The organism is Leisingera sp. S2M4 (assembly GCF_055398055.1).
In genome coordinates, this window is record NZ_AP040861.1 from 1,562,941 (window position 1) to 1,583,788 (window position 20,848).

The 20,848-nt window shown below is 62.9% G+C and carries 16 protein-coding genes; 6 read left to right on the forward strand and 10 right to left on the reverse strand.

Going from position 1 to position 20,848, the window contains the following annotated elements; all coding sequences use genetic code 11:
• Positions 1-25 precede the first annotated feature (25 nt).
• Positions 26-628: an alpha-ketoglutarate-dependent dioxygenase AlkB family protein gene (locus ACZ52D_RS07640; RefSeq protein WP_464443042.1), complete on the reverse strand. Its 603-nt coding sequence runs from the start codon at positions 626-628 to the stop codon at positions 26-28.
• Positions 629-843: 215 nt separating this feature from the next.
• Between ACZ52D_RS07640 and dnaK the strand changes: the two genes are divergently transcribed.
• From dnaK to radC, 3 genes are all read left to right on the forward strand, one after another.
• Positions 844-2,769 (forward strand): molecular chaperone DnaK, encoded by a 1,926-nt coding sequence (gene dnaK, locus ACZ52D_RS07645; protein ID WP_222454433.1) that lies wholly within the window; start codon positions 844-846, stop codon positions 2,767-2,769.
• Positions 2,770-2,847: 78 nt separating this feature from the next.
• Positions 2,848-4,005: a molecular chaperone DnaJ gene (gene dnaJ, locus ACZ52D_RS07650; RefSeq protein WP_222454432.1), complete on the forward strand. Its 1,158-nt coding sequence runs from the start codon at positions 2,848-2,850 to the stop codon at positions 4,003-4,005.
• A 141-nt stretch (positions 4,006-4,146) separates the two neighbouring features.
• Positions 4,147-4,911, forward strand: coding sequence for a RadC family protein (gene radC / locus ACZ52D_RS07655; RefSeq protein ID WP_464443043.1), 765 nt, complete (start codon positions 4,147-4,149; stop codon positions 4,909-4,911).
• A 15-nt stretch (positions 4,912-4,926) separates the two neighbouring features.
• Here radC and ACZ52D_RS07660 read toward each other — a convergent pair whose 3' ends face one another.
• From ACZ52D_RS07660 to secA, 3 genes are all read right to left on the reverse strand, one after another.
• Positions 4,927-6,480 carry a phosphate ABC transporter substrate-binding/OmpA family protein gene (locus ACZ52D_RS07660; protein WP_464443044.1) on the reverse strand — a complete coding sequence of 518 codons (1,554 nt, stop codon included), beginning with the start codon at positions 6,478-6,480 and terminating at the stop codon, positions 4,927-4,929.
• Positions 6,481-6,504: 24 nt separating this feature from the next.
• Positions 6,505-7,425 (reverse strand): hypothetical protein, encoded by a 921-nt coding sequence (locus ACZ52D_RS07665; RefSeq protein WP_464443045.1) that lies wholly within the window; start codon positions 7,423-7,425, stop codon positions 6,505-6,507.
• Between the two features lie 228 nt (positions 7,426-7,653).
• Complete coding sequence (secA, locus tag ACZ52D_RS07670; protein ID WP_464443046.1) at positions 7,654-10,362, reverse strand: preprotein translocase subunit SecA; 2,709 nt, start codon at positions 10,360-10,362, stop codon at positions 7,654-7,656.
• A gap of 177 nt (positions 10,363-10,539) precedes the next feature.
• On the opposite strand from secA, the gene ACZ52D_RS07675 reads away from it, so the two are divergent.
• The 3 genes from ACZ52D_RS07675 to mutT are packed head-to-tail and all read left to right on the forward strand — an operon-like array spanning position 10,540 to position 13,015.
• Positions 10,540-11,391: a foldase protein PrsA gene (locus ACZ52D_RS07675; protein WP_369929802.1), complete on the forward strand. Its 852-nt coding sequence runs from the start codon at positions 10,540-10,542 to the stop codon at positions 11,389-11,391.
• A gap of 2 nt (positions 11,392-11,393) precedes the next feature.
• On the forward strand, positions 11,394-12,620 hold the full coding sequence (gene argJ / locus ACZ52D_RS07680) for a bifunctional glutamate N-acetyltransferase/amino-acid acetyltransferase ArgJ (protein ID WP_464443047.1): 1,227 nt from the start codon (positions 11,394-11,396) through the stop codon (positions 12,618-12,620).
• Positions 12,617-13,015, forward strand: a complete 399-nt coding sequence (gene mutT, locus ACZ52D_RS07685; RefSeq protein WP_464443048.1) for an 8-oxo-dGTP diphosphatase MutT — start codon at positions 12,617-12,619, stop codon at positions 13,013-13,015. The genes argJ and mutT overlap by 4 nt, the downstream gene beginning before the upstream one ends.
• Before the next feature lie 482 nt (positions 13,016-13,497).
• Here the strand turns inward: mutT and infB are convergent, their stop codons facing one another.
• The 6 genes from infB to pip form a co-directional block, all read right to left on the reverse strand.
• Positions 13,498-15,972 carry a translation initiation factor IF-2 gene (infB, locus tag ACZ52D_RS07690; protein WP_222454424.1) on the reverse strand — a complete coding sequence of 825 codons (2,475 nt, stop codon included), beginning with the start codon at positions 15,970-15,972 and terminating at the stop codon, positions 13,498-13,500.
• Positions 15,973-15,980: 8 nt separating this feature from the next.
• The gene (locus tag ACZ52D_RS07695; protein ID WP_222454423.1) at positions 15,981-16,601 is read right to left on the reverse strand and encodes an RNA-binding protein; all 621 of its coding nucleotides are present in this window, start codon (positions 16,599-16,601) and stop codon (positions 15,981-15,983) included.
• Positions 16,602-16,625: 24 nt separating this feature from the next.
• Positions 16,626-18,245: a transcription termination factor NusA gene (nusA, locus tag ACZ52D_RS07700; RefSeq protein WP_464443049.1), complete on the reverse strand. Its 1,620-nt coding sequence runs from the start codon at positions 18,243-18,245 to the stop codon at positions 16,626-16,628.
• Complete coding sequence (gene rimP / locus ACZ52D_RS07705) at positions 18,245-18,835, reverse strand: ribosome maturation factor RimP (protein ID WP_222454421.1); 591 nt, start codon at positions 18,833-18,835, stop codon at positions 18,245-18,247. Before rimP ends, nusA begins: the two co-directional genes overlap by 1 nt.
• Positions 18,836-19,016: 181 nt before the next feature.
• On the reverse strand, positions 19,017-19,862 hold the full coding sequence (locus ACZ52D_RS07710) for an ABC transporter substrate-binding protein (protein ID WP_464443050.1): 846 nt from the start codon (positions 19,860-19,862) through the stop codon (positions 19,017-19,019).
• Positions 19,859-20,839, reverse strand: coding sequence for a prolyl aminopeptidase (gene pip, locus ACZ52D_RS07715; RefSeq protein ID WP_464443051.1), 981 nt, complete (start codon positions 20,837-20,839; stop codon positions 19,859-19,861). Before pip ends, ACZ52D_RS07710 begins: the two co-directional genes overlap by 4 nt.
• Positions 20,840-20,848 lie beyond the last annotated feature (9 nt).

Sequence of the window (20,848 nt, forward strand, 5' to 3'; positions counted from 1 at the left end):
CGCAAAATCTGTGCGTCCCGGTGGCTCAGGTCACCACGCGCAAGGTCAGGTTGATCCGCCCACCCTTGGGCAGCAGCCGCGACGACTTGAACCGGATCCGGTCGACGCCGTGATAGGTCAGCCGCGCTTCTCCCCCCATCACCACCACATCGCCGGAATTCAGCCAGACCGACTCGGTCTTGCCGCCACGGGTCTGGTTGCCGATGCGGAACAGCCCGTCATCGCCAAGGGAAACGGACACAACCGGATAGGAAAAATCGGCCTCGTCCTTGTCCTGGTGCAGGCCCATCCGCGCGCCCTCGCCGTAATAGTTCAACAGGCAACACTCCGGCTCACGGTCCAGGCCGGTCAGATCCCGCCAGATCGTCAAAACCTGATCAGGAATCGCGGGCCAGTGCCGCCCCGAAGGATGGGCATCGGCGTAGCGATACCCTGTTTCATCAGCGTACCAGCCGAACTGCCCGGCCGAGGTCATCCGCACCGACATCTGCTTGCCGCCGCGCAGCTGCGGTGAAAACAGCGGCGCCGCTTTCAACACCGGCCGCAAGGTCTCGATCAGGGCGACCTGCCGGTCCAGCCCCAGGTATCCCTTGTGGATATCAAATCCGCGCACGCGCAGCAGCGTCATTGCACTTCACCCATTCTTAACCATAGCCCCTGCAAAAAAGCGCATTGATTCACGCTTTGGCGCGTCTCTCTGCGCTTGCAGGGGCGTTTTCTGCTCCCTATATACGCCGGGACGCGGCAAGGTGCAGACCTAACCGCAACTTCAATCGGGGCCGGGATGCCGCAACGGGTTCAGGCCTCGGGTAATCGCCTTGAGTAGTAATAAGGGATCGAAAAATGAGCAAAGTTATCGGCATCGACCTGGGTACCACCAACTCCTGCGTGGCCATCATGGACGGTTCGCAGCCCCGCGTGATCGAAAACGCCGAGGGCGCCCGCACCACCCCGTCGATCGTTGCCTTCACCGAAGACGAGCGCCTGGTCGGTCAGCCCGCCAAGCGTCAGGCCGTCACCAACCCCAACAACACCATCTTTGGCGTTAAGCGCCTGATCGGCCGCCGGTTCGACGATGCGGCCGTCGCCAAGGACAAAAAGATGGTGCCCTATTCCATCGTCGATGGTGGCAACGGCGACGCCTGGGTCGAAGCCCGTGGTGAGAAATACTCCCCGTCGCAAATCTCTGCGTTCACCCTCGGCAAGATGAAGGAAACCGCGGAATCCTACCTGGGCGAGGAAGTCACCCAGGCCGTGATCACCGTGCCTGCCTACTTCAACGACGCCCAACGTCAGGCCACCAAGGACGCCGGCAAGATCGCGGGCCTCGAAGTGCTGCGCATCATCAACGAGCCGACCGCGGCTGCGCTGGCCTATGGTCTCGACAAAGAAGACACCCAGACCATCGCGGTCTATGACCTCGGCGGCGGTACCTTCGACGTGACCATCCTGGAAATCGACGACGGCCTGTTCGAAGTGAAGTCGACCAACGGCGACACCTTCCTGGGTGGCGAAGACTTCGACATGCGCATCGTCAACTACCTGGCGGATGAGTTCAAAAAGGAAAACGGCGTCGATCTGTCCAAGGACAAGATGGCCCTGCAGCGCCTGAAAGAGGCCGCAGAGAAAGCCAAGATCGAACTGTCCTCGACCTCGCAGACCGAGATCAACCAGCCGTTCATTTCGATGGATCCGTCCTCGGGCCAGCCGCTGCACCTGGTGATGAAGCTGACCCGCGCCAAGCTGGAAAGCCTGGTTTCCGACCTGATCAAGCGTTCGATGGATCCGTGCAAGGCGGCCCTGAAAGACGCAGGCCTGTCCGCATCCGATGTGGACGAGGTGGTTCTGGTCGGCGGTATGACCCGCATGCCGAAGGTCATCGAAGAGGTGACCAAGTTCTTCGGCAAGGAGCCGCACAAGGGTGTGAACCCGGATGAAGTGGTTGCCATGGGTGCCGCCATCCAGGCCGGTGTTTTGCAGGGCGACGTCAAGGACGTGGTGCTGCTCGACGTGACCCCGCTGTCGCTGGGTATCGAGACCCTGGGCGGTGTCTTCACCCGCCTGATCGACCGCAACACCACCATTCCGACCAAGAAGAGCCAGGTGTTCTCGACCGCGGAAGACAACCAGAACGCCGTGACCATCCGCGTGTTCCAGGGTGAGCGTGAAATGGCTGCCGACAACAAGATGCTCGGCCAGTTCAACCTGGAAGACATCCCGCCGGCGCCGCGCGGCATGCCGCAGATCGAGGTGACCTTCGACATCGACGCCAACGGCATCGTTTCGGTGTCCGCCAAGGACAAGGGCACCGGCAAGGAGCAGAAGATCACCATCCAGGCCTCGGGCGGTCTGTCCGACGAGGACATCGAAAAGATGGTCAAGGAAGCCGAGGAAAACGCCGAGGCCGACAAGGAACGTCGCGAGCTGATCGAAGCCAAGAACCAGGCCGAATCGCTGATCCACTCCACCGAGAAGTCGGTCGAGGAGCATGGCGACAAGGTCGATCCGTCCACCATCGAGGTGATCGAACTGGCTGTTGCCGCGCTGAAGGACGATCTGGAAAACGAGAAATCGACTGCCGAGAAGATCAAATCCGGTATCCAGAACGTCACCGAAGCCGCCATGAAGCTGGGCGAAGCAATCTACAAGGCTCAGGCCGAAGAAGCGGGTGGCGACGACGAGCCCGCAGCTGCTGACGCCTCCACTGGTCCGGCCGACGACGACATCGTTGACGCGGAATTCGAAGACCTGGACAACGACAAGCGCTAACGGCTGACACGCAGGCCATAGCGGGCCGGTCCGGACACCGGGCCGGCCCATTTTCGTTGAGGCAGATGGGGATATCCGATGTCAAAACGCGACTATTACGACATTCTGGGTGTCGCCAAAGGCGCCACCGCAGAAGAAATCAAAAAGGGCTTTCGCAAGAAGGCCAAGGAACTGCATCCCGACCGGAACAAGGACAATCCGGACGCCGAAGCGCAGTTCAAGGAGGCCAACGAGGCCTATGACGTCCTGAAGGACCCCGAAAAGAAAGCTGCATACGACCGGTTTGGCCATGCGGCCTTTGAAAACGGGACGGGCGGCGGTCAACGCGGTGGCCATGGTCAGGGTTTCGGAGGCGGCGACTTCTCCTCGGCCTTCTCCGATGTCTTCGACGACCTGTTCGGCGACTTCATGGGGGGCCAGCGCGGCGGTGCCGGACGGCAACGAGCCTCGCGCGGGGCGGACTTGCGCTACAACCTGCGGGTCTCGCTGGAGGATGCCTTCAGCGGTCTCCACAAGACCATCAAGGTGCCCACCTCGGTATCCTGTAATGCCTGCGAAGGCACCGGTGCCGAAGGCGGTGTGGAACCGACCACATGCCCGACCTGTTCCGGCATGGGCAAGGTGCGGGCCCAGCAGGGTTTCTTTACCGTGGAACGCACCTGTCCGACATGTTCGGGCCTCGGGCAGATCATCAAGAACCCGTGCAAAGTCTGTCATGGCCACGGCCGGGTCGAGAAGGACCGTTCTCTGTCCGTCAACATCCCCGCAGGCGTGGAAACCGGCACCCGCATCCGGCTAGCCGGCGAAGGCGAAGCCGGGCTGCGCGGTGGTCCTCCGGGCGACCTCTATATCTTTGTCGAGGTCACTCCGCATGCCTTGTTCGAGCGCGATGGCAACAACCTGTATTGCCGGGTCCCGGTGAGCATGGCCAAGGCTGCGCTTGGCGGCTCCATTGAAGTGCCGACCATTGATGGTGGCCGCGGCAGGGTTCAGATCCCGGAAGGCAGCCAGTCCGGTCGCCAGATGCGTCTGCGCGGCAAGGGCATGCCTGCACTCCGTGGCGGCGCCACCGGGGACATGTTTATCGAGCTGGCCGTGGAAACACCGGTGAACCTCACCGCGCGGCAGAAAGAGCTGTTGCGCGAGTTCGAGGACATCTCCGAAGACGCCACCAACCCGGAATCCCGCAGCTTCTTCTCTTCGGTGAAGAGCTTCTGGGATGGTATGAAGGGCTGACATCGCCAGCCGGTCCAAGACCGCTTCGACAATTGAAAGCGCCCCACTCGGGGCGCTTTTTCATTGCCACTTAAGGTTGCAGCCCCAGCCGCAGCTTCACGCGTTAACATTTTGTAAACCATGGCGGCGCCACCATGGCGCATGAAACAGGATTCGGTTTTCCAAGATGTCTCGCTGCCGCTGTTTTCCAGCAGTGACGAAGCGCCGCCGGAACCGCTCACAGCCGGGCGATTGCCCTCCTACATCAAGGATCACCGCGCCCGTCTGCGTGAACGTTTCCGCGAGGGTGGCGCCGCTGCGATGCCGGACTACGAACTGCTCGAACTGCTGCTGTTTCGCTCGATCCCGCGCCGGGATGTGAAGGCTCTGGCGCGGCTTCTGCTGGAGACCTTCGGGGATTTCAACCGCGTGGTGACGGCCTCACCCCAGCGCCTGGCAGCCGTAAAAGGGGTTGGCGAGGCTGTGATCACCGATCTCAAGGTCCTGGAAGCCGCCGCCCACCGCATGGCCCGGGCCAAGGTTATGCAGCGGCAAGTCATTTCCAGCTGGGACGCGCTGCTCGACTATTGCCACACCACCATGGCGCACCGCGAAACGGAGCAATTTCGCATTCTGTTTCTGGATCGCAAAAACGTCCTGATCGCCGACGAGGAACAGGCGCGTGGCACTGTCGATCACGTACCCGTCTATCCAAGAGAAGTTGCCAAACGCGCGCTGGAACTGAATGCCAGCGCGATGATCCTGGTCCATAATCACCCTTCAGGTGACCCGACACCGTCGGACAGCGACATCGCGATGACCGACCAGATCCGGGCCGCCCTGACGGCGTTGGGCATCACCCTGCACGATCACCTCATCATCGGCAAATCCGCCGAGCTCAGCTTTCGCGCGCAAGGCTATCTGTAGGGCCGGACGGGCGGTTCACTTCAGCCAGACCTCGACGCGTCGATTGATCTGGCGCCCCCAGTCACTGTCGTCACAGGCCATCGGCAAGGCTTCTCCGAACCCTTCGGCACGCAGCTCCACCCGGCTGAAATCGGCGGTCTCTGCCGCTTCCACAACCGCATCCCGCACCGCCTCGGCTCGCTTCAACGCGATTCTCCGGTTTTCCTCCGCCCCGCCTACGCCGTCGGAAAAGCCGGCAAAGACCAGCTGCCTGGCGTCATATTCTCCTGCTTCCAGCGCACGGGCCAAATGTTCGATATTGCTGCGGGACTGGGCATCGGGACGCGCGGAGCCAGGCTCGAACCGGAAGGAGACGGTCAGCCGCCGCATCTCCCGCAACGTGCCGACCAGCCGTTGCAGTTCAGCCAGCCCTTCCGCGCCCTCAGCCGCTTGCACCGCATTGGCCAGCCGACTGCCCTGCTGGCTCACCGAAATCCGCTCCGGCGCCTGATCCACGAAACCCGCGCGGCGAATCACCGCTTGCGCGGCAGGCCCCCGCACGTAGGAGAGGAAATCGCGCGCCACTTTCGGCAGCCGCCGCGCCGGAAGATACAGGAACATGGGAACCGTCAGCGGGTAATCCTCCGTCTTTACCGCACGGCGACTGGCCTGCAGCGAAAACCCGCAAGGGCCGGTCAGGGCCAGCATTCGCGACGTGCCTCTCTCGGCGTAACTGGAAATGCCGATGGCGAAGGGATCGACCAGAACGCGCTGAACCAATGTCCTGCTGCGATCATGCCGTTGCACGCGGTCCGAGACCGCCGCACCGGCCGGAGCCATCAGCCGGTCTTCGACGGCCTGCGCCAAACCGGATTCAGCGACCGGCATATGTACCGAAATCGGCGCATCCGGCCCGCCCAGGCTCTTCCAGTTGGTGATCTCGCCAGAGAGCACGGCGGCCAGCTGTGGCACGGAAATATGCTGAACTGGATTGCCGGGCGATACGACCGGAACAAAGGCATCCAGAGCCAGAACCCGGCTGCGCCCCGGTTGGGTCAGGTCGCCAAGCCCGGCCGCCTGCGCGGCCTGCTGCTCATGCGGGCGGATCTCGCGCAGGGCCATTGCCACGTCGGCTTCATCCGCAATCAGAGCGTCAAACCCCGCGTCGGTGTTGCTCACCACGAAGGTAAACCGGGCCGCGGGATTCCGGCCGCGCAGCAGCACCTGGCTGAAATTCCCGTCAGGCAAGGTTTCGCGGCGCGTCTGATAGCCGTTTCGCAATGCAAACCCCTCAACCAGCGCAGGCAGCAACACCTCCGACATGGTGGCGGATCCCGCCAGGGTGATCTCGGCGACAAAACCCGACAGGCTGGGGCAGCCCGGCCCGTCGCAAGTCACGCCGGACCCATCGACCGTCAGTTCCCCGAACTGCGTCTCAACCCGGTAGAATTCACCGTCAAAGCCAAGCAGTGTGCCAGTGATTTCAACCGCGCCATCTGGCGAGGAAAGGGTGACGTCCTCGGCGGCGACACCGCGCGCCAGAGCCGCCAGAAAAAGTGCGGCGCAAACGGCCGCACGGAAAAAGGTCATGTGGATACCTGAAGTTACCGCAAATCAGTTGGAGGCGATTTTCAGGTCTTCCACCAGATTATTCAACACCAGAAAGCTCCCCTCTGCCGAGCAATCGGGCATTGCCATCACCAGGTCGCGGCTGCTGAGCCGCCCATCCCGCAGTTGCAACGCCTGGGCGGCAATGTCGCGCCCGCAATTGATGCCGGTAACCTCCGCCTCGGCCGTCATGGTCACGCTCCCCGCACGGTCCGAAGCCGCCCGAGGCAGGCTGTAGATCTCGGCAATGCGCGGTGCCAGCAGGCTGTCATCACCCAGCCGCATCAGGTGGCCCAATGCGGCCCCGGGCTCTGCGCCGTGCCACAGGTGGCCTGCGCTACCATAGGCAGCGCCAAACTCGCGCGCGTGGATTTCAAAGCCGCTGTTGCCAATCCACTGCAGGACAACCCTGTCGACACTGTCCAGATCATCCACTTGGGCAACCGCAACGGCACCAAGACCGGACCCCGCTTCCGCAATGAACACAGCCGTTTCAGCAAGGGCCGGGACCGACGACTGGAAACGGCCGGTTTCGTCCAACCGGGCCGAGAAACTGATGCCGCTGTGATGGATCGTCACCCGTTCACCAGCCTGGCAAGGCGCAGAGACCGTCAGCTCGACCATGGCCATGGGAGCCGCAACCGCATCCGCCACCATGGCACAGCGCGCCGCGGGCTCTTCCTCTGTCGTCCAAGGTTCTGCGGTCGGTTCAGCCGGTGCGGAGGTCAGCGTAATGTTCTCGATTTCGAGGCGAGTGGGGCCCGGCTCACCCGGCAGTTCCACCGCTGCGCTGATGACCGGCAAGGTCGTGTCCCGCTCCTGCTGGCCGACCTCGGGAGCTTGCACCGAAAACTGCATGTAGGCACCAATGCTCAGCGCGCATGCCAGCGTCAAAGCGGATGTCCGAATCACCTTTTTAGGCAGCATGGGGTCCTCCTGTACCACGGTGGTAAAGGAAGCCTGTCAGAAAATATCGGCCAGTTTGTGGCGGATTGCAGGAGGGTTTCCGGCAAATACGTCAATCTCGCCACTTTTGTTGCGCCCCTGGAAACAAGGGGAAGCAAGGGTGGCGGAGCCGGAGGGTACGGACCGCATCGCCGGGCGGGATCGGCGGCGGGCGGTGTCAGACCGCGCCGCCGCCGCAGGACAGATTCGTCAGGCCAGCTTCCCGTGGCAATGCTTGAACTTCTTGCCCGAACCGCAGGGGCATTTATCATTCCGGGACGGGTTGCCCCAGGTCGAAGGATCATCCTCGACAAAGCCGGCAACAGGCGCTTCCGCCGGTTCTGAAGCGGTGCGCGCTGCATCACCCTGGGCCGCGGCCTGTTGCATGGCAGCCTGCCGCGCCGCCATTTCCATCAACATCTGCTGCTGCTCTTCCTCGGTCATCGGGCGCACGCGGCTCAGCTGCTGGGTGACCTCTTCGCGCAGGGAATCGAGCATGGTTTCGAACAGCTGGAAGCTTTCGTTCTTGTACTCGTTCAGCGGGTCGCGCTGCGCGTAGCCACGGAAGCCTACGACCGAGCGCAGGTGCTCGAGCGTCAGCAGGTGTTCGCGCCACTTCTTGTCGATGGTCTGCAGCAGCACCTGTTTTTCGATGTTGCGCATGTTTTCCGGACCAAAGGCCTCGGCCTTCTCGGCCATCAGCTTGTCGGATGCTTCGACCAGACGCTCGCGAATCTGCTCGTCGTCGACACCTTCCTCAGCCGCCCATTCAGCAACGGGTGCATCGATGCCGAGCATCTCGCGCACCTGCTGTTGCAGCCCTTCCACATCCCACTGGTCGGCGTAGGTCTTGGGCGGCATGTGGACGTCGAGCAGATCGTCAATCACCTCGTGGCGCATGTCGTCGACGATCTCCGACAGATCCTCGGCGGCCATGATCTCACGACGCTGGTTGAAGATTACCTTGCGCTGGTCGTTCATCACGTCGTCGAACTTCAGCACGTTCTTGCGCATGTCGAAGTTGCGACCCTCGACCTTGGCCTGGGCGCGTTCCAGCGACTTGTTGACCCACGGGTGGATGATCGCCTCGCCTTCCTTCATGCCCAGCGACGACAACAGCTTGTCGAGCCGTTCAGAGCCAAAGATGCGCATCAGGTCATCTTCGAGGCTGAGGTAGAAGCGGGTGCGGCCCGGGTCGCCCTGACGACCGGAACGGCCGCGCAGCTGGTTGTCGATGCGGCGGCTCTCATGGCGTTCCGACGCCATCACGAACAGACCGCCCGCATCCAGAACCTTCTGCTTTTCTTCGGCGTGCTTGGCTTCCTCGGCCGCGCGCAGCTCGGCCGGATCCGCGTCCGGGTTAGCGGCCAGCGCTTCCAGGACCTTCATCTCGACGTTCCCGCCCAGCTGAATGTCGGTACCGCGACCGGCCATGTTGGTCGCGATGGTCACCGCGCCCAGGCGCCCTGCTTCGGCAACGATCTGCGCCTCCTGCTCGTGATGGCGGGCGTTCAGCACGTTGTGCGGAATGCCCTCCTTCTCCAGCATCTGGCTCAGCAGTTCGGATTTCTCGATCGAGGTCGTGCCCAGAAGGACCGGCTGGCCCTTCTCATGCGCCTTCTTGGCCTCGGCAATCATCGCCTCGTACTTTTCGCGCGCGGTGCGGTAGACCTGATCGTCCTCGTCGATCCGGGCAATCGGCCGGTTGGTCGGCACTTCGACCACGCCCAGCCCGTAGATTTCCTGGAATTCCTCAGCCTCGGTCATCGCCGTGCCGGTCATGCCCGACAGCTTGTCGTAGAGGCGGAAGTAGTTCTGGAAGGTCACCGAGGCCAGAGTGGTGTTCTCGGGCTGGATCTGAACCTCTTCCTTGGCCTCGATTGCCTGATGCAGCCCTTCCGACAGGCGGCGGCCCGGCATCATGCGGCCGGTGAATTCATCGATCAGCACCACTTCGCCGTCGCGCACGATGTAATCCTTGTCGCGCTGGAACAGCTTGTGCGCCCGCAGCGCCTGGTTCACGTGGTGAACGACGGTGGTGCTTTCCGGATCATACAGCGACGCGCCCTCTTCCAGCAGCCCATGGTCTCGCAGGGTCTGCTCAAGGTATTCGTTGCCTTCTTCGGTGAAGGTCACGCCGCGCGTCTTTTCATCGATCTCGTAGTGTTCCTCCGACAGCAGCGGAATCACCTTGTCGATGGTGGAATAGAGCTCCGAGCGGTCTTCGGCCGGGCCGGAGATGATCAGCGGGGTGCGGGCCTCGTCGATCAGGATCGAGTCGACCTCGTCAACGATCGCGAAATTGTGCTGCTTCTGGAACACCTGGTCCAGCGACGGCTTCATGTTGTCGCGCAGATAGTCAAAGCCCAGCTCGTTGTTAGTGGCATAGGTGACATCGCTGTTATAGGCCGCCATCTTCTCGGCGTCCGGCTGACCCGACCAGATCACGCCGGTGGTCATGCCAAGCTGGGCAAAGACCTTGCCCATCCACTCGCTGTCCCGCTTGGCGAGATACTCGTTGACGGTGACCACATGCACGCCCTTGCCGGTCAGCGCGTTCAGATAGGCCGGGAAGGTGGCGACCAGGGTCTTGCCCTCACCGGTCTTCATCTCGGAGATGTTACCCTGATGCAGGAACACCCCGCCCAGCAGCTGGGTGTCAAAGGCACGCAGGCCCAACGCCCGCTTGGCAGCCTCGCGCACGTTGGCAAACGCCTCCGGCAGCAGGGCATCGAGGCTTTCGCCCCCCAGCGCGCGCTTGCGCAGCTCGTCGGTCTTGGCGATCAAGCCCTCGTCGGTGAGTTTCGAGAACTCCTCCTCCAGCGCGTTGATTTTGGCAATCAGCGGCCGTGTCGCCTTGACTTTGCGGTCGTTCGGCGTGCCGAAAACCTTTTTGGCGATTGTTCCGAAACCCAGCATTTTTTCTCCAGCGATCCTATGTCCGGCCTTTGCATCCGGCAGGCTTGCCGCCCGTGTCCGCAACCCATAAAGAATGGTGGAAAGACGGTCCTGCCGATGGCCTCAAAGCGATGTAAGCGGCAGGGTATAGAGTGTCAACGCCGCGCCCCGCTGCGGCCAAGGAATAGGATGAATTCAATGCGCAAAGGTCTCACTTTTCTGCGGGGCATGACGCTGGCCGCCTCCATGGCGCTCCCCCTGCCCGCGCTTGCGGAACCGCATGCGAATACCGTGGTGGCAAGCGTCAACGGCGAAGACATCACCATTGGCCATATGGTCATGGCCCGCGAAAACCTGCCGACCCAGTACAAGCAACTGCCCGATGACGTGCTGTATAACGCCATCCTCGACCAGCTGGTGCAGCAGACCGCGCTGAAGCAGCAACTGCATGGCGCCGTGCCGAAATACGTGCAGCTGTCGCTCGACAACGAAGAGCGCGCGATGCTGGCCGCCGACGTCATCCAGATGATCATGGAAAAGGCCGTCACCGACGACAAGCTCCGCGCCGCCTATGACGCCAAATATGCGACCGGTGACGGGGGTGACGAATTCCATGCGGCCCATATCCTTGTCGAAAGCGAAGAAGACGCCATTGACGTCAAGAAAGAGCTGGATGCCGGCGCCGACTTCGCCACGCTTGCCAAGGAGCGCTCCACCGGGCCGACCGGGCCGAACGGCGGCGACCTGGGCTGGTTCACCACCGGACGCATGGTACCCGAGTTCGAAGAGGCCGTGCTGGCGCTGAAGTCCGGCGAGGTCTCCGACCCGGTGAAAACGCAGTTCGGCTGGCACGTGATCCTGCTGCACGATCGCCGCAAGACCGAAGCCCCCGAATTCGAGGAGGTGCGTGGGCAGCTGGCGGATGAACTGAGCCAGGCCGCCGTGGAAGACCGCGTGAACGAGCTGACCGCCGCGGCCGAGATCGACCGCCCCGAGATCGACGATCTCGACCCCGCGATCCTCAAGGATCTGAGCCTGATTAGGAACTGATGATGGCAAAAAACCTTCCCGTTTCACCGCTGGCCCCGGCCAGTTTCCCCGACCTCCCCAAGATCGAGGGCGTGCGCTTTGCCACGGCCGCGGCCGGGGTCAAATACCAGGGCCGCACCGATGTGATGCTGGCGGTGATGGATCCGGGCACCTCGGTGGCCGGGGTCTTCACACGGTCCAAGACCCGCTCGGCGCCTGTACTGGATTGCCAGGAGAAACTTGGCGGTGACGCCAGCGCCGGTGCTGCCATCTTGGTGAACTCCGGTAATTCCAACGCTTTCACCGGGCACTACGGGCAAACTTCCGTGGCAGAAATCTCCGCTGCGGTCGCTGATGCCACGGGACTCCCGGCCGAGCGTGTCTTTACCGCCTCGACCGGCGTCATCGGCGAACCCTTGCCGCATGACCGCATCATTGCAAAGATCTCCGAACTTACTGCCGGGCTGGATCCGACGGCACTCGAAGGGGCCGCCAAGGCGATCATGACCACGGACACCTTTGCCAAGGGGGCCAGCGCCACGGTGGAGATCGACGGCAAGACCGTGAAGATCGCGGGTATCGCCAAGGGCTCGGGCATGATTGCCCCGGACATGGCGACGATGCTGGTCTATATCTTCACCGATGCACGGGTCGAGCAGGCAACCCTTCAGGCGCTGCTCAGCGAGATTTGCGATCGCAGCTTCAACTGCATCACCGTCGACAGCGACACCTCGACCTCGGACAGCCTCATGCTCTGCGCCACCGGTGCGTCGGGGGTGGATGCCACCGGCAATGCCGCCTTTGCCCAGGCGTTGGAAACGGTCATGCTGGACCTCGCCCATCAGGTCGTACGTGATGGCGAAGGCGCGACCAAGTTCGTCGAGATCCAGATCACCGGCGCTGCAACGGACCAGGACGCCAAGGTGCACGGCATGGCGATTGCCAACTCCCCGCTCGTCAAGACGGCCATTGCAGGCGAAGACCCCAACTGGGGGCGGGTGGTGATGGCGATCGGAAAATCCGGCGCCGCAGCGGACAGGGATCTGCTGTCGATTTCCTTCGGCGACGTTCTCGTGGCAGAAAAAGGCTGGGTCTCGCCCAACTATCGTGAAGAGCTGGGCGCCGCCGAAATGAAGAAGGAAGAGATCACCATCAAGGTCGATCTCGGCCTTGGTACCGGCAGGGCGACCGTCTGGACCTGTGATCTGACCCATCAGTACATCTCCATCAATGCAGACTACCGGTCATGAAGACGGTTCTGGTTTCCGCGGTCGCACTGATCGACCCTGACGGGCGTGTGCTTCTGGCACAGCGCCCCGAAGGGAAATCCATGGCCGGTCTTTGGGAGTTTCCGGGTGGCAAGATCGAAGCCGGCGAAACGCCCGAAGCCGCGCTGGTGCGGGAATTGCAGGAGGAGCTGGGGATCGACACCTGGGCGTCCTGCCTCGCACCGCTCACCTTTGCCAGCCACTCCTACGAGACCTTTCACCTGCTGATGCCGCTGTTTGCCTGCCGAAAATGGGAGGGTATCCCGCAGGCCAAGGAAGGTCAGACGCTGAAATGGGTGCGGCCGCAGGATCTGCGCGACTACCCGATGCCGCCCGCCGACATCCCGCTGATCCCGATACTGCGGTATTGGCTATAAGATCCCGTTGGTGCCATGCGCGGATGATAAAACGCGTCTGACCTGGCACCAATGCCATCAACTCGACGGCCATGAACCAATTGTTAACCAATTTGTCCGAAATTTGACCGTAGAGCAGACGAGGACAAAGAGGCAGATCTAACCGCAGCGACCTTGATCCGGGAACAATTCAAGGCTCTGCGGAGTTTCATACAGGCATCCCTCTTACGCGGGATCACAGGGTGCGGGCCGCATGTGGCACACGGTTACGACGCACCCTTCGCCTGAGCCGCCACTCACGCTTCCCAGGCAAGAAGGGCAGCCCACCGGGGCTGCCCTTTTTTCGTGTCACGTCTCAATTCCTGTCTGCATGGCATGCCCAACAGCAAATGCGTTTTCAAAGACCGCCAGAGGCCAGAACCCTTGTTGCCCTAGCCTTACGAGAAACGAAAAAGCCCCGGCAGGACCTGCCGGGGCTTCAAACTTTCGCTCGCGGAGAGAGATCAATCCAGCGTGCGGGTCACTTCTTCGCGCTCGAAGATCTCGATCACGTCATTGGGTCGGATATCGTCGTAGTTCTCGAACGCCATACCGCATTCCTGACCCGACTGAACCTCTGCCACCTCGTCCTTGAAACGCTTCAGGGTCTTAAGCGTGCCTTCGTGGATGACCACGTTGTCACGCAGCAGACGCACGCCGGCCGAGCGGCGGGCAACGCCTTCGGTGACCAGACAGCCGGCAACTTTGCCAACGCCGGTGACCTTGAAAACTTCCTTGATCTGCGCGTAGCCGATGAAGTTCTCGCGGATCTCCGCCGACAACAGGCCCGAAGCTGCCGCCTTCACGTCATCCACCAGGTCATAGATCACCGAGTAATAACGGATCTCCACGCCCTTCTGGTTGGCGGTGTTGCGCGCCGACGCGTTGGCACGGACATTGAAGCCCATGATGGGCGCGCCCGAGGCTTCGGCAAGGCCGACATCGGTTTCGGTGATGGCACCAACGCCCGAATGCAGCACCCGGACACGCACCTCGTCGTTGCCGATCTTCTCCATCGCCTGAACGATGGCTTCGGCGGAACCCTGCACGTCAGCCTTGACCAGGATCGGCAGCTCGGAGACGTTTTCGTCTTCCTTCGCCTTGGCCATCAGCTGTTCAAGCGTGGTTGCAGCACCGGCAGCGGCGCGTTTGTCCTTGGCGGCCTGCTCGCGGTATTCCGCGATCTCGCGGGCCTGGGCCTCGGTCTCGGTCACGTTCAGAACGTCACCGGCTTCCGGCGTGCCGTTCAGGCCGAGGACCTCGACCGGAACCGACGGGCCGGCTTCCTGGACGCGCTCACCCTTGTCGTTGATCAGCGCACGGACCTTGCCGTACTGCTCACCCACAACAAAGATGTCGCCCTGGCGCAGCGTACCTTTCTGAACCAGAACGGTTGCCACGGGGCCGCGGCCCACATCCAGCTGCGCCTCGATCACGGCGCCTTGGGCGGCGCGGTCGGGGTTGGCTTTCAGTTCCAGAATTTCCGCTTGCAGCGCAATGGCTTCCAGCAGGTCGTCGAGACCCTGGCCGGTGACTGCGGAGACTTCGACATCCTGAACATCGCCGGACATCGCTTCCACGACCACCTCGTGCTGCAGCAGTTCGGCCCGCACCTTGTTGGGGTCGGCCGCCGGTTTGTCGATCTTGTTGATCGCAACGATCATCGGAACCCCAGCCGCCTTGGCGTGGTTGATGGCTTCGACCGTCTGCGGCATGACCGAATCATCCGCCGCAACAACCAGCACCACGATGTCCGTCACCTGCGCACCGCGCGAACGCATCGAGGTAAAGGCCGCGTGGCCCGGTGTATCAAGGAAGCTGAGCGTCACGCCATCATCGGTCTGCACCTGGTAGGCACCGATGTGCTGGGTGATGCCGCCGGCTTCACCCGCCACGACCTTGGCGTCGCGGATCGCGTCGAGCAGCGAGGTCTTGCCGTGGTCAACGTGGCCCATGATGGTGATGACCGGCGGACGCGGAACCATGTCCTCGTCCTTGTCTTCCACATCCGAAATCACGTCTTCGACGTCGGCGTCGGAAACCCGCACCACGTTGTGGCCGAATTCCTGAATGATCAGCTCGGCGGTGTCGGCGTCGATGGTCTGGTTCTGCGTGACCATCATGCCCATTTTCATGAGCTCCTTGACCACGTCGGCCACGCGTTCCGCCATCCGGTTCGCCAGCTCGGAGACCACGATGGCCTCGGGCAGCTGGACGTCGCGGATAACCTTTTCACGCTCAACCGAGCCACCCATCGCCTTTTGACGGGCGCGTTCCTGCTTGCGCTTCATCGCCGCAACAGAACGGTGGCGTCCACCTTCGCCGCCGGTGGCCTGGCTGAGTGTCAGCTTGCCGGAACGACGGTTGTCATCGCGGCCCTTGCCACGGGCAGGGCGTTGCTCGCGGTCACGGTCGGCTTTACGCGGGGTGGAGGACGGCGCAGGCTTGCTCGGCGCGGGGCGCTCGGCCTTGGGCGCAGCAGCCGGGGCTGCAGCGGCACGCTTGGCGGCTTCCTCTTCCTCGCGACGCTTGCGCTCTTCTTCCTCGGCCTTTTGACGGGCGCGTTCTTCAGCTTCCCGCTGTTCACGCTCCTTGGCTTCCGCTTCGGCGCGGCGGCGCTCACGCTCTTCGGCGCGGGCCTTTTCTTCGGCTTCGCGCTGCGCGGCTTCCTCGGCTTCGCGGGCCTTGGCGGCCTGAAGGGCTTTCAGGCGGCGTTCCATCTCTGCGTCGCTGATGCCGGCAGGCCGACGCCCTCCGGAGCCGGCAGGCACGGCACCGCTGCCGCCCTTGGCCGCACCCGGCTTGGGAACCACGACGCGTTTGCGCTTGGTTTCCACCACGACATTCTTGGTCCGTCCATGGCTGAAACTCTGTTTCACGTTCCCCGGACGGGAACTCCCACGCAGACCCAGTGTCTTTTTGCCGTCACTATCGCTCATAAAGCTACTTATCCTTCCGTGCGGCCCTTGCCGCCCACCATTTCGCGCAAACCTTGCAATCGCTGCGCCTCATCTACAACACGTTTGCTGAGTCCGCCAGAGGCGAGGGCTGCATGTATCACAGTTTGGCGCCCAAATGCCATTCCCAGCTCGTCCGCCGTGAGGCAGCCGATGAATTTACCCTTGTAAGGGGTGCTCAGCTTCGACTTTCCGCGCCCGGAGCCGTCCGAGGCCTGGATCAGAACCCGGGCCTCTTCCTTGGACAGCCAATCCTTGACCTTTTCATAGCCAGCGACCGCGTCGCCGGACTTGCGGGCCAGGCTCAGGAGTTCGACCAGGCGCCGCACGATCTGCCGCTCGACCTCCTGCTCCAGGTTTTCAGGTACCTGGACCTGCGCCTTGAAACCGCGGGCAAACAGTTTCTTCTTAACCGCGGCAGACAAGGCCGCGCGGCTGGAGGAGACATACACACCGCGGCCCGGCAGTTTGCCCAGGACGTCCGGCACGACCTGCCCGTCAGGGCCCATCACAAAACGGATGAGACCCTGCTTGGGTTCCGTCTCTCCGGTCGCGATGCATTTGCGTTCGCTTCCTTCAGACCGGTCTTTCTGTGCGCCACCGCGTGTCATTCAGTACTCCCGTACGAAACCCGATCAGGCTTCGCCTTCCTCTTCGCCACTTTCGCCGTCTTCGCCCTCGGCTTCGGCTTCCAGCTCTGCCGGATCGACCCAGCCCAGCGCGATACGGGCGGTCATCACCAGATCCTGAGCTTCTTCCAGCGTCATGCCGAAGGGCTCGAGGATACCGTCATCCTTGACCCGCTCACCGCCATTGTTGGTCCAACCACCGGCCAGTTCCCAATCCGCGCAGGTGGCGAAATCTTCCAGCGTCTTGACGTCGTCCTTGGCCAAGGCCTCGACCATCTGCGGGGTCAGCCCCTCGAACTGGATCAGGCTCTCTTCTGCACCCAGCTCCCGAGCGGCATCCAAGGCAGCCTTGGCCTGCGCTTCGAGGTAGTCGCGGGCGCGGGCCTGCAGCTCCTCGGCGGTTCCTTCGTCGACACCGTCAATGACGAGAAGCTCGTCCAGCTCGACATAGGCCACTTCCTCGAGGTTGGTAAAGCCCTCGGAGACCAGCAGCTGGGCGAAGAACTCGTCCAGGTCCAGGGTCTCGATGAACAGCTTGGTGCGGGCTTCGAATTCCTTCTGACGGCGGGCCGACTCTTCTTCTTCGGTCATGATGTCGATATCGAGACCGGTCAGCTGCGACGCCAGGCGCACGTTCTGGCCGCGGCGGCCGATGGCGAGCGACAGCTGCTCTTCCGGCACCACAACTTCGATCTTGCCAGCTTCCTCGTCCAGCACCACCTTGGTCACCTCGGCGGGCTGCAGCGCGTTCACCAGGAAGGTCGGCTGATCCTCGTTCCACGGGATGATGTCGATCTTCTCGCCCTGCAGCTCGTTCACCACGGCCTGCACGCGGGAGCCGCGCATACCGACACAGGCGCCGACCGGGTCGATCGAGCCGTCATAGGAAATCACGGCGATCTTCGCGCGCGAACCGGGGTCACGGGCCACGGCCTTGATCTCGATGATGCCGTCATAGATTTCCGGCACTTCCATCTTGAACAGCTCGGCCATGAACTCGGGTGCGGTGCGCGACAGGAAGATCTGCGGGCCGCGCGGCTCGCGGCGCACATCCTTGATGTAGCAGCGCACGCGGTCGTTCGGGCGGTAGCTTTCGCGGCCGATCTTCTCGTTGCGGCGCAGGATCGCTTCGCCGGCACCCACGTCGACGATGACGTTGCCGTATTCCTCGCGCTTGACCAGACCGTTGATGATGGTGCCGGCACGGTCCTTGAACTCTTCGTACTGGCGGTCGCGTTCGGCTTCGCGGACCTTCTGCAGAATCACCTGCTTGGCCGACTGGGCCGCGATCCGGCCCATCTCGACCGGCGGCACTTCCTCGACATAGGTGTCACCGACCTTCGGATCGGCCATGTACTGGCGCGCCTGCTCGACGGTCATCTCGGCCTGGTAGTTTTCCAGATCCTCTTCCGCGACCACGGTGCGCACGCGGGTAAAGGTGGCGCGACCGGTCTTGCGATCAATCGACACCCGAATGTCCATCTCGGCGCCGTAACGGCTTTTGGCTGCGCGCGACAGGCTCTCTTCCATCGCCTCGATCACCAGACCGGGGTCGATCATCTTTTCGCGTGCCACGGCCTCGGCGGTTTGCAACAGCTCCAGCTGGTTTGCAGAGGTGATAGCCATTACTTGTTCTCCTCGTCAGACTCTTCGGTCTCGATTTCGTCGAATGCGTCTTCGTTCAGCGTGCCGGCCTCTTTGCGCTGGCGCAGCATTTCCTTGATCAGTTCATCGGTCAGCACCAGCTTGGCATCGCTCAGCCAGTCAAACTTCAAACCGATGGTCACCGTCTCGCCCTGATCGTCGATGTTGATCAGGACCTCGTCCCCTTCGGTGCCTGCCAGCTCACCCTTGAAGCGGCGGCGGCCGTCGACCAGCTCGGCGGTTTCCAGCTTGGCCTCGTAACCTTCGAACATCTCGAAGTCCTTCATCCGCGTCAGCGGACGGTCGATACCGGGGCTGGACACCTCCAGCGCGTAGGCGTCGAGGATCGGATCCTCGACATCCAGCACAGCGCTGACTGCGTTCGAGATCTGGGCGCAATCGTCCACCTCGATGCCACCTTCAGGCTTTTCCGCCATGATCTGCAGCGTCGTCGACTTTCCGGACATCAGCCGGATGCGCACCAACTCGTAACCCAGATCCTCAATCACCGGAGTGACGATCTCGGCCAGGCGCCGATCAATGGCAGCTTTGGCTATAAGGTCGTTGGTCATCTGACCTCCACTTGGGGTCGCAGGAGCACTCCTGCAAGCACAAAAAAACGGGCGCGCGGCCCGTCGATATTCCCGGTGGAGCCTTGAACCAGGGTTCAACGCGCCGCTGTTGTCAAAGGCATATAGGGGCAATCGGGAAAAACTGCAAGGCTTGTCTTGTTCGCGCCCCGGTCCGGGCCGCTCAGGCGAGCCACCAGCGTTCCGCGATGCGGCCATCGTCCAGCGGTGCGCGCTGGCCGATCCGGCGCGGCAGGCCGACGTTGTGGCGCGCCGCCAGCGCCATGTCGCTGGCCGAGGGGTGGTACAGAAACTCGCCCCGTTTCAGCAGCCCGCGCGGTTCCGGCAGGGCCGCGACATCGACGTAGCCCTCGCGCAGCGCCTCGGCCCGCACCTTTGCATCCGGGATCACGATGATCTCCACCGCGTCGGCCCAGCCCGCAGTACCGGCCTTGTAATGATCCGCCACCTTCGACGCGCGGAAATGACGCCCTTCCTGCACGCGCTCCACCCGGTAGCAGCCAGTGCCCGGAACCGCGCCCAGCGCCGCGGGCAGATCGCCACCCGGCGCGATCACCTGATCCCCGGCGGCCAGAAGATACGGAAGATGCGGGTTCGGCGCAGCCAGTTCCACCAGCAGGCGGTGGCTGCCCAGCGCCGTGGCGTCCTGCAACTCCGCCCCCGCGATGCCCTGCCCCCGTAACGAGGCGGCCGCGTCATCGGCGCTCAGCGCGCGGCCATCATGGAAGGCAACCCCCTGGCGCAATTCGAAGGTCCAGCTACGCGCATCCGGAGCCGATTGCCAGGCGGTGGCCAGCTCGCCGCGCAGCAGCCCGTCGGGGCCAATCTCGGTCAGGCTGTCATAGACCGCACCGCGCGCCGCCTGCTCCAGCAGGCCGCCCTCACGCGGGACCGCCAGCCGCAGGGTGCCGCCCGCCTTTGGGGCCGCATCGACGGAACCGCCCGCCGCCGCCAGCAAGGCGGCCGCAGCACCCGAGGTGAACAGCGCGCGGCGGTCGATGCGCGTCATGACACAAGCTCTCCTGCGATCCGGTCCATGGCCCGGACCAGCTCAGCGCTGATTCCGGGTTCTGACAAAGCATGGCCCGCATTGCGCACCATCTTCAACTCCGCATTTGGCCACAGCTCATTCAATCGCCAGGCCGAAGACGGCGGGCAGATCATGTCATAACGCCCCTGCACGATAATGCCCGGGATATGCGAGATGCGCCCCATGTTGGCAAGGATCTGCCCATCGTAATCCAGGAAGCCCTTGTTGATGAAATAATGGTTCTCCAGGCGGGCGAAAGCGCGGGCGTAGTCGCCGGGGCTTTCGCCGCTGTGACCATTGGAATGCACCGAGGCCAGCGCGTTTTCCCAGGCCGACCAGGCACGACCAAAGCGGACCTCTTCCTCTAGGTTTCCGGAAAACAACCGCTTGTGGTAGGCGCCGATCATGTCGCCCCGCTCATGGTCCGGCACCAGCGCGACGAAGCGAGCCCAGTTTTCCGGCCAGAACTTGCCTGCGCCACCGCCGTAGAACCAGTCCAGCTCGCCCTGCGTCATCAGGAACACGCCGCGCAGCACGATATGGCTGACACGATCGGGATGCGCCTGGGCATAGACCAGCGCCAGGGTCGCCCCCCAGCTGCCACCAAACAGGATCCAGCTCTCAATTCCCAGCTGGCGGCGAATCAGCTCCATGTCGGCCACGAGGTGCCAGGTGGTGTTGTCCTCGCAGGACGCATGCGGGCGCGACCGGCCGCAGCCGCGCTGGTCGAACAGCACGATACGGTAGACATCCGGATCGAAGTAGCGCCGCATCGCCGGGCTGCTACCACCGCCGGGGCCGCCGTGGCACACGACGACGGGGATGCCATTCGGGTTGCCGCTCTGCTCGACATAGATGCGGTGGCCCTGGCCTGCGTCGATCATGCGCTGGTCAAAAGCTTCGACCGGCGGGTAAAGATAATGCACTGCGCGCTTTTGGTCGGGGTATCTATCCATTACTGACCT

Excerpts from the sequence above, each read along its gene's own strand:
- ACZ52D_RS07640 (WP_464443042.1), bottom strand. The coding sequence starts at position 628 with ATGACGCTGCTGCGCGTGCGCGGATTTGATATCCACAAGGGATACCTG.
- dnaK (WP_222454433.1), top strand. The coding sequence starts at position 844 with ATGAGCAAAGTTATCGGCATCGACCTGGGTACCACCAACTCCTGCGTG.
- dnaJ (WP_222454432.1), top strand. The coding sequence starts at position 2,848 with ATGTCAAAACGCGACTATTACGACATTCTGGGTGTCGCCAAAGGCGCC.
- radC (WP_464443043.1), top strand. The coding sequence starts at position 4,147 with ATGAAACAGGATTCGGTTTTCCAAGATGTCTCGCTGCCGCTGTTTTCC.
- ACZ52D_RS07660 (WP_464443044.1), bottom strand. The coding sequence starts at position 6,480 with ATGACCTTTTTCCGTGCGGCCGTTTGCGCCGCACTTTTTCTGGCGGCT.
- ACZ52D_RS07665 (WP_464443045.1), bottom strand. The coding sequence starts at position 7,425 with ATGCTGCCTAAAAAGGTGATTCGGACATCCGCTTTGACGCTGGCATGC.
- secA (WP_464443046.1), bottom strand. The coding sequence starts at position 10,362 with ATGCTGGGTTTCGGAACAATCGCCAAAAAGGTTTTCGGCACGCCGAAC.
- ACZ52D_RS07675 (WP_369929802.1), top strand. The coding sequence starts at position 10,540 with ATGCGCAAAGGTCTCACTTTTCTGCGGGGCATGACGCTGGCCGCCTCC.
- argJ (WP_464443047.1), top strand. The coding sequence starts at position 11,394 with ATGGCAAAAAACCTTCCCGTTTCACCGCTGGCCCCGGCCAGTTTCCCC.
- mutT (WP_464443048.1), top strand. The coding sequence starts at position 12,617 with ATGAAGACGGTTCTGGTTTCCGCGGTCGCACTGATCGACCCTGACGGG.
- infB (WP_222454424.1), bottom strand. The coding sequence starts at position 15,972 with ATGAGCGATAGTGACGGCAAAAAGACACTGGGTCTGCGTGGGAGTTCC.
- ACZ52D_RS07695 (WP_222454423.1), bottom strand. The coding sequence starts at position 16,601 with ATGACACGCGGTGGCGCACAGAAAGACCGGTCTGAAGGAAGCGAACGC.
- nusA (WP_464443049.1), bottom strand. The coding sequence starts at position 18,245 with ATGGCTATCACCTCTGCAAACCAGCTGGAGCTGTTGCAAACCGCCGAG.
- rimP (WP_222454421.1), bottom strand. The coding sequence starts at position 18,835 with ATGACCAACGACCTTATAGCCAAAGCTGCCATTGATCGGCGCCTGGCC.
- ACZ52D_RS07710 (WP_464443050.1), bottom strand. The coding sequence starts at position 19,862 with ATGACGCGCATCGACCGCCGCGCGCTGTTCACCTCGGGTGCTGCGGCC.
- pip (WP_464443051.1), bottom strand. The coding sequence starts at position 20,839 with ATGGATAGATACCCCGACCAAAAGCGCGCAGTGCATTATCTTTACCCG.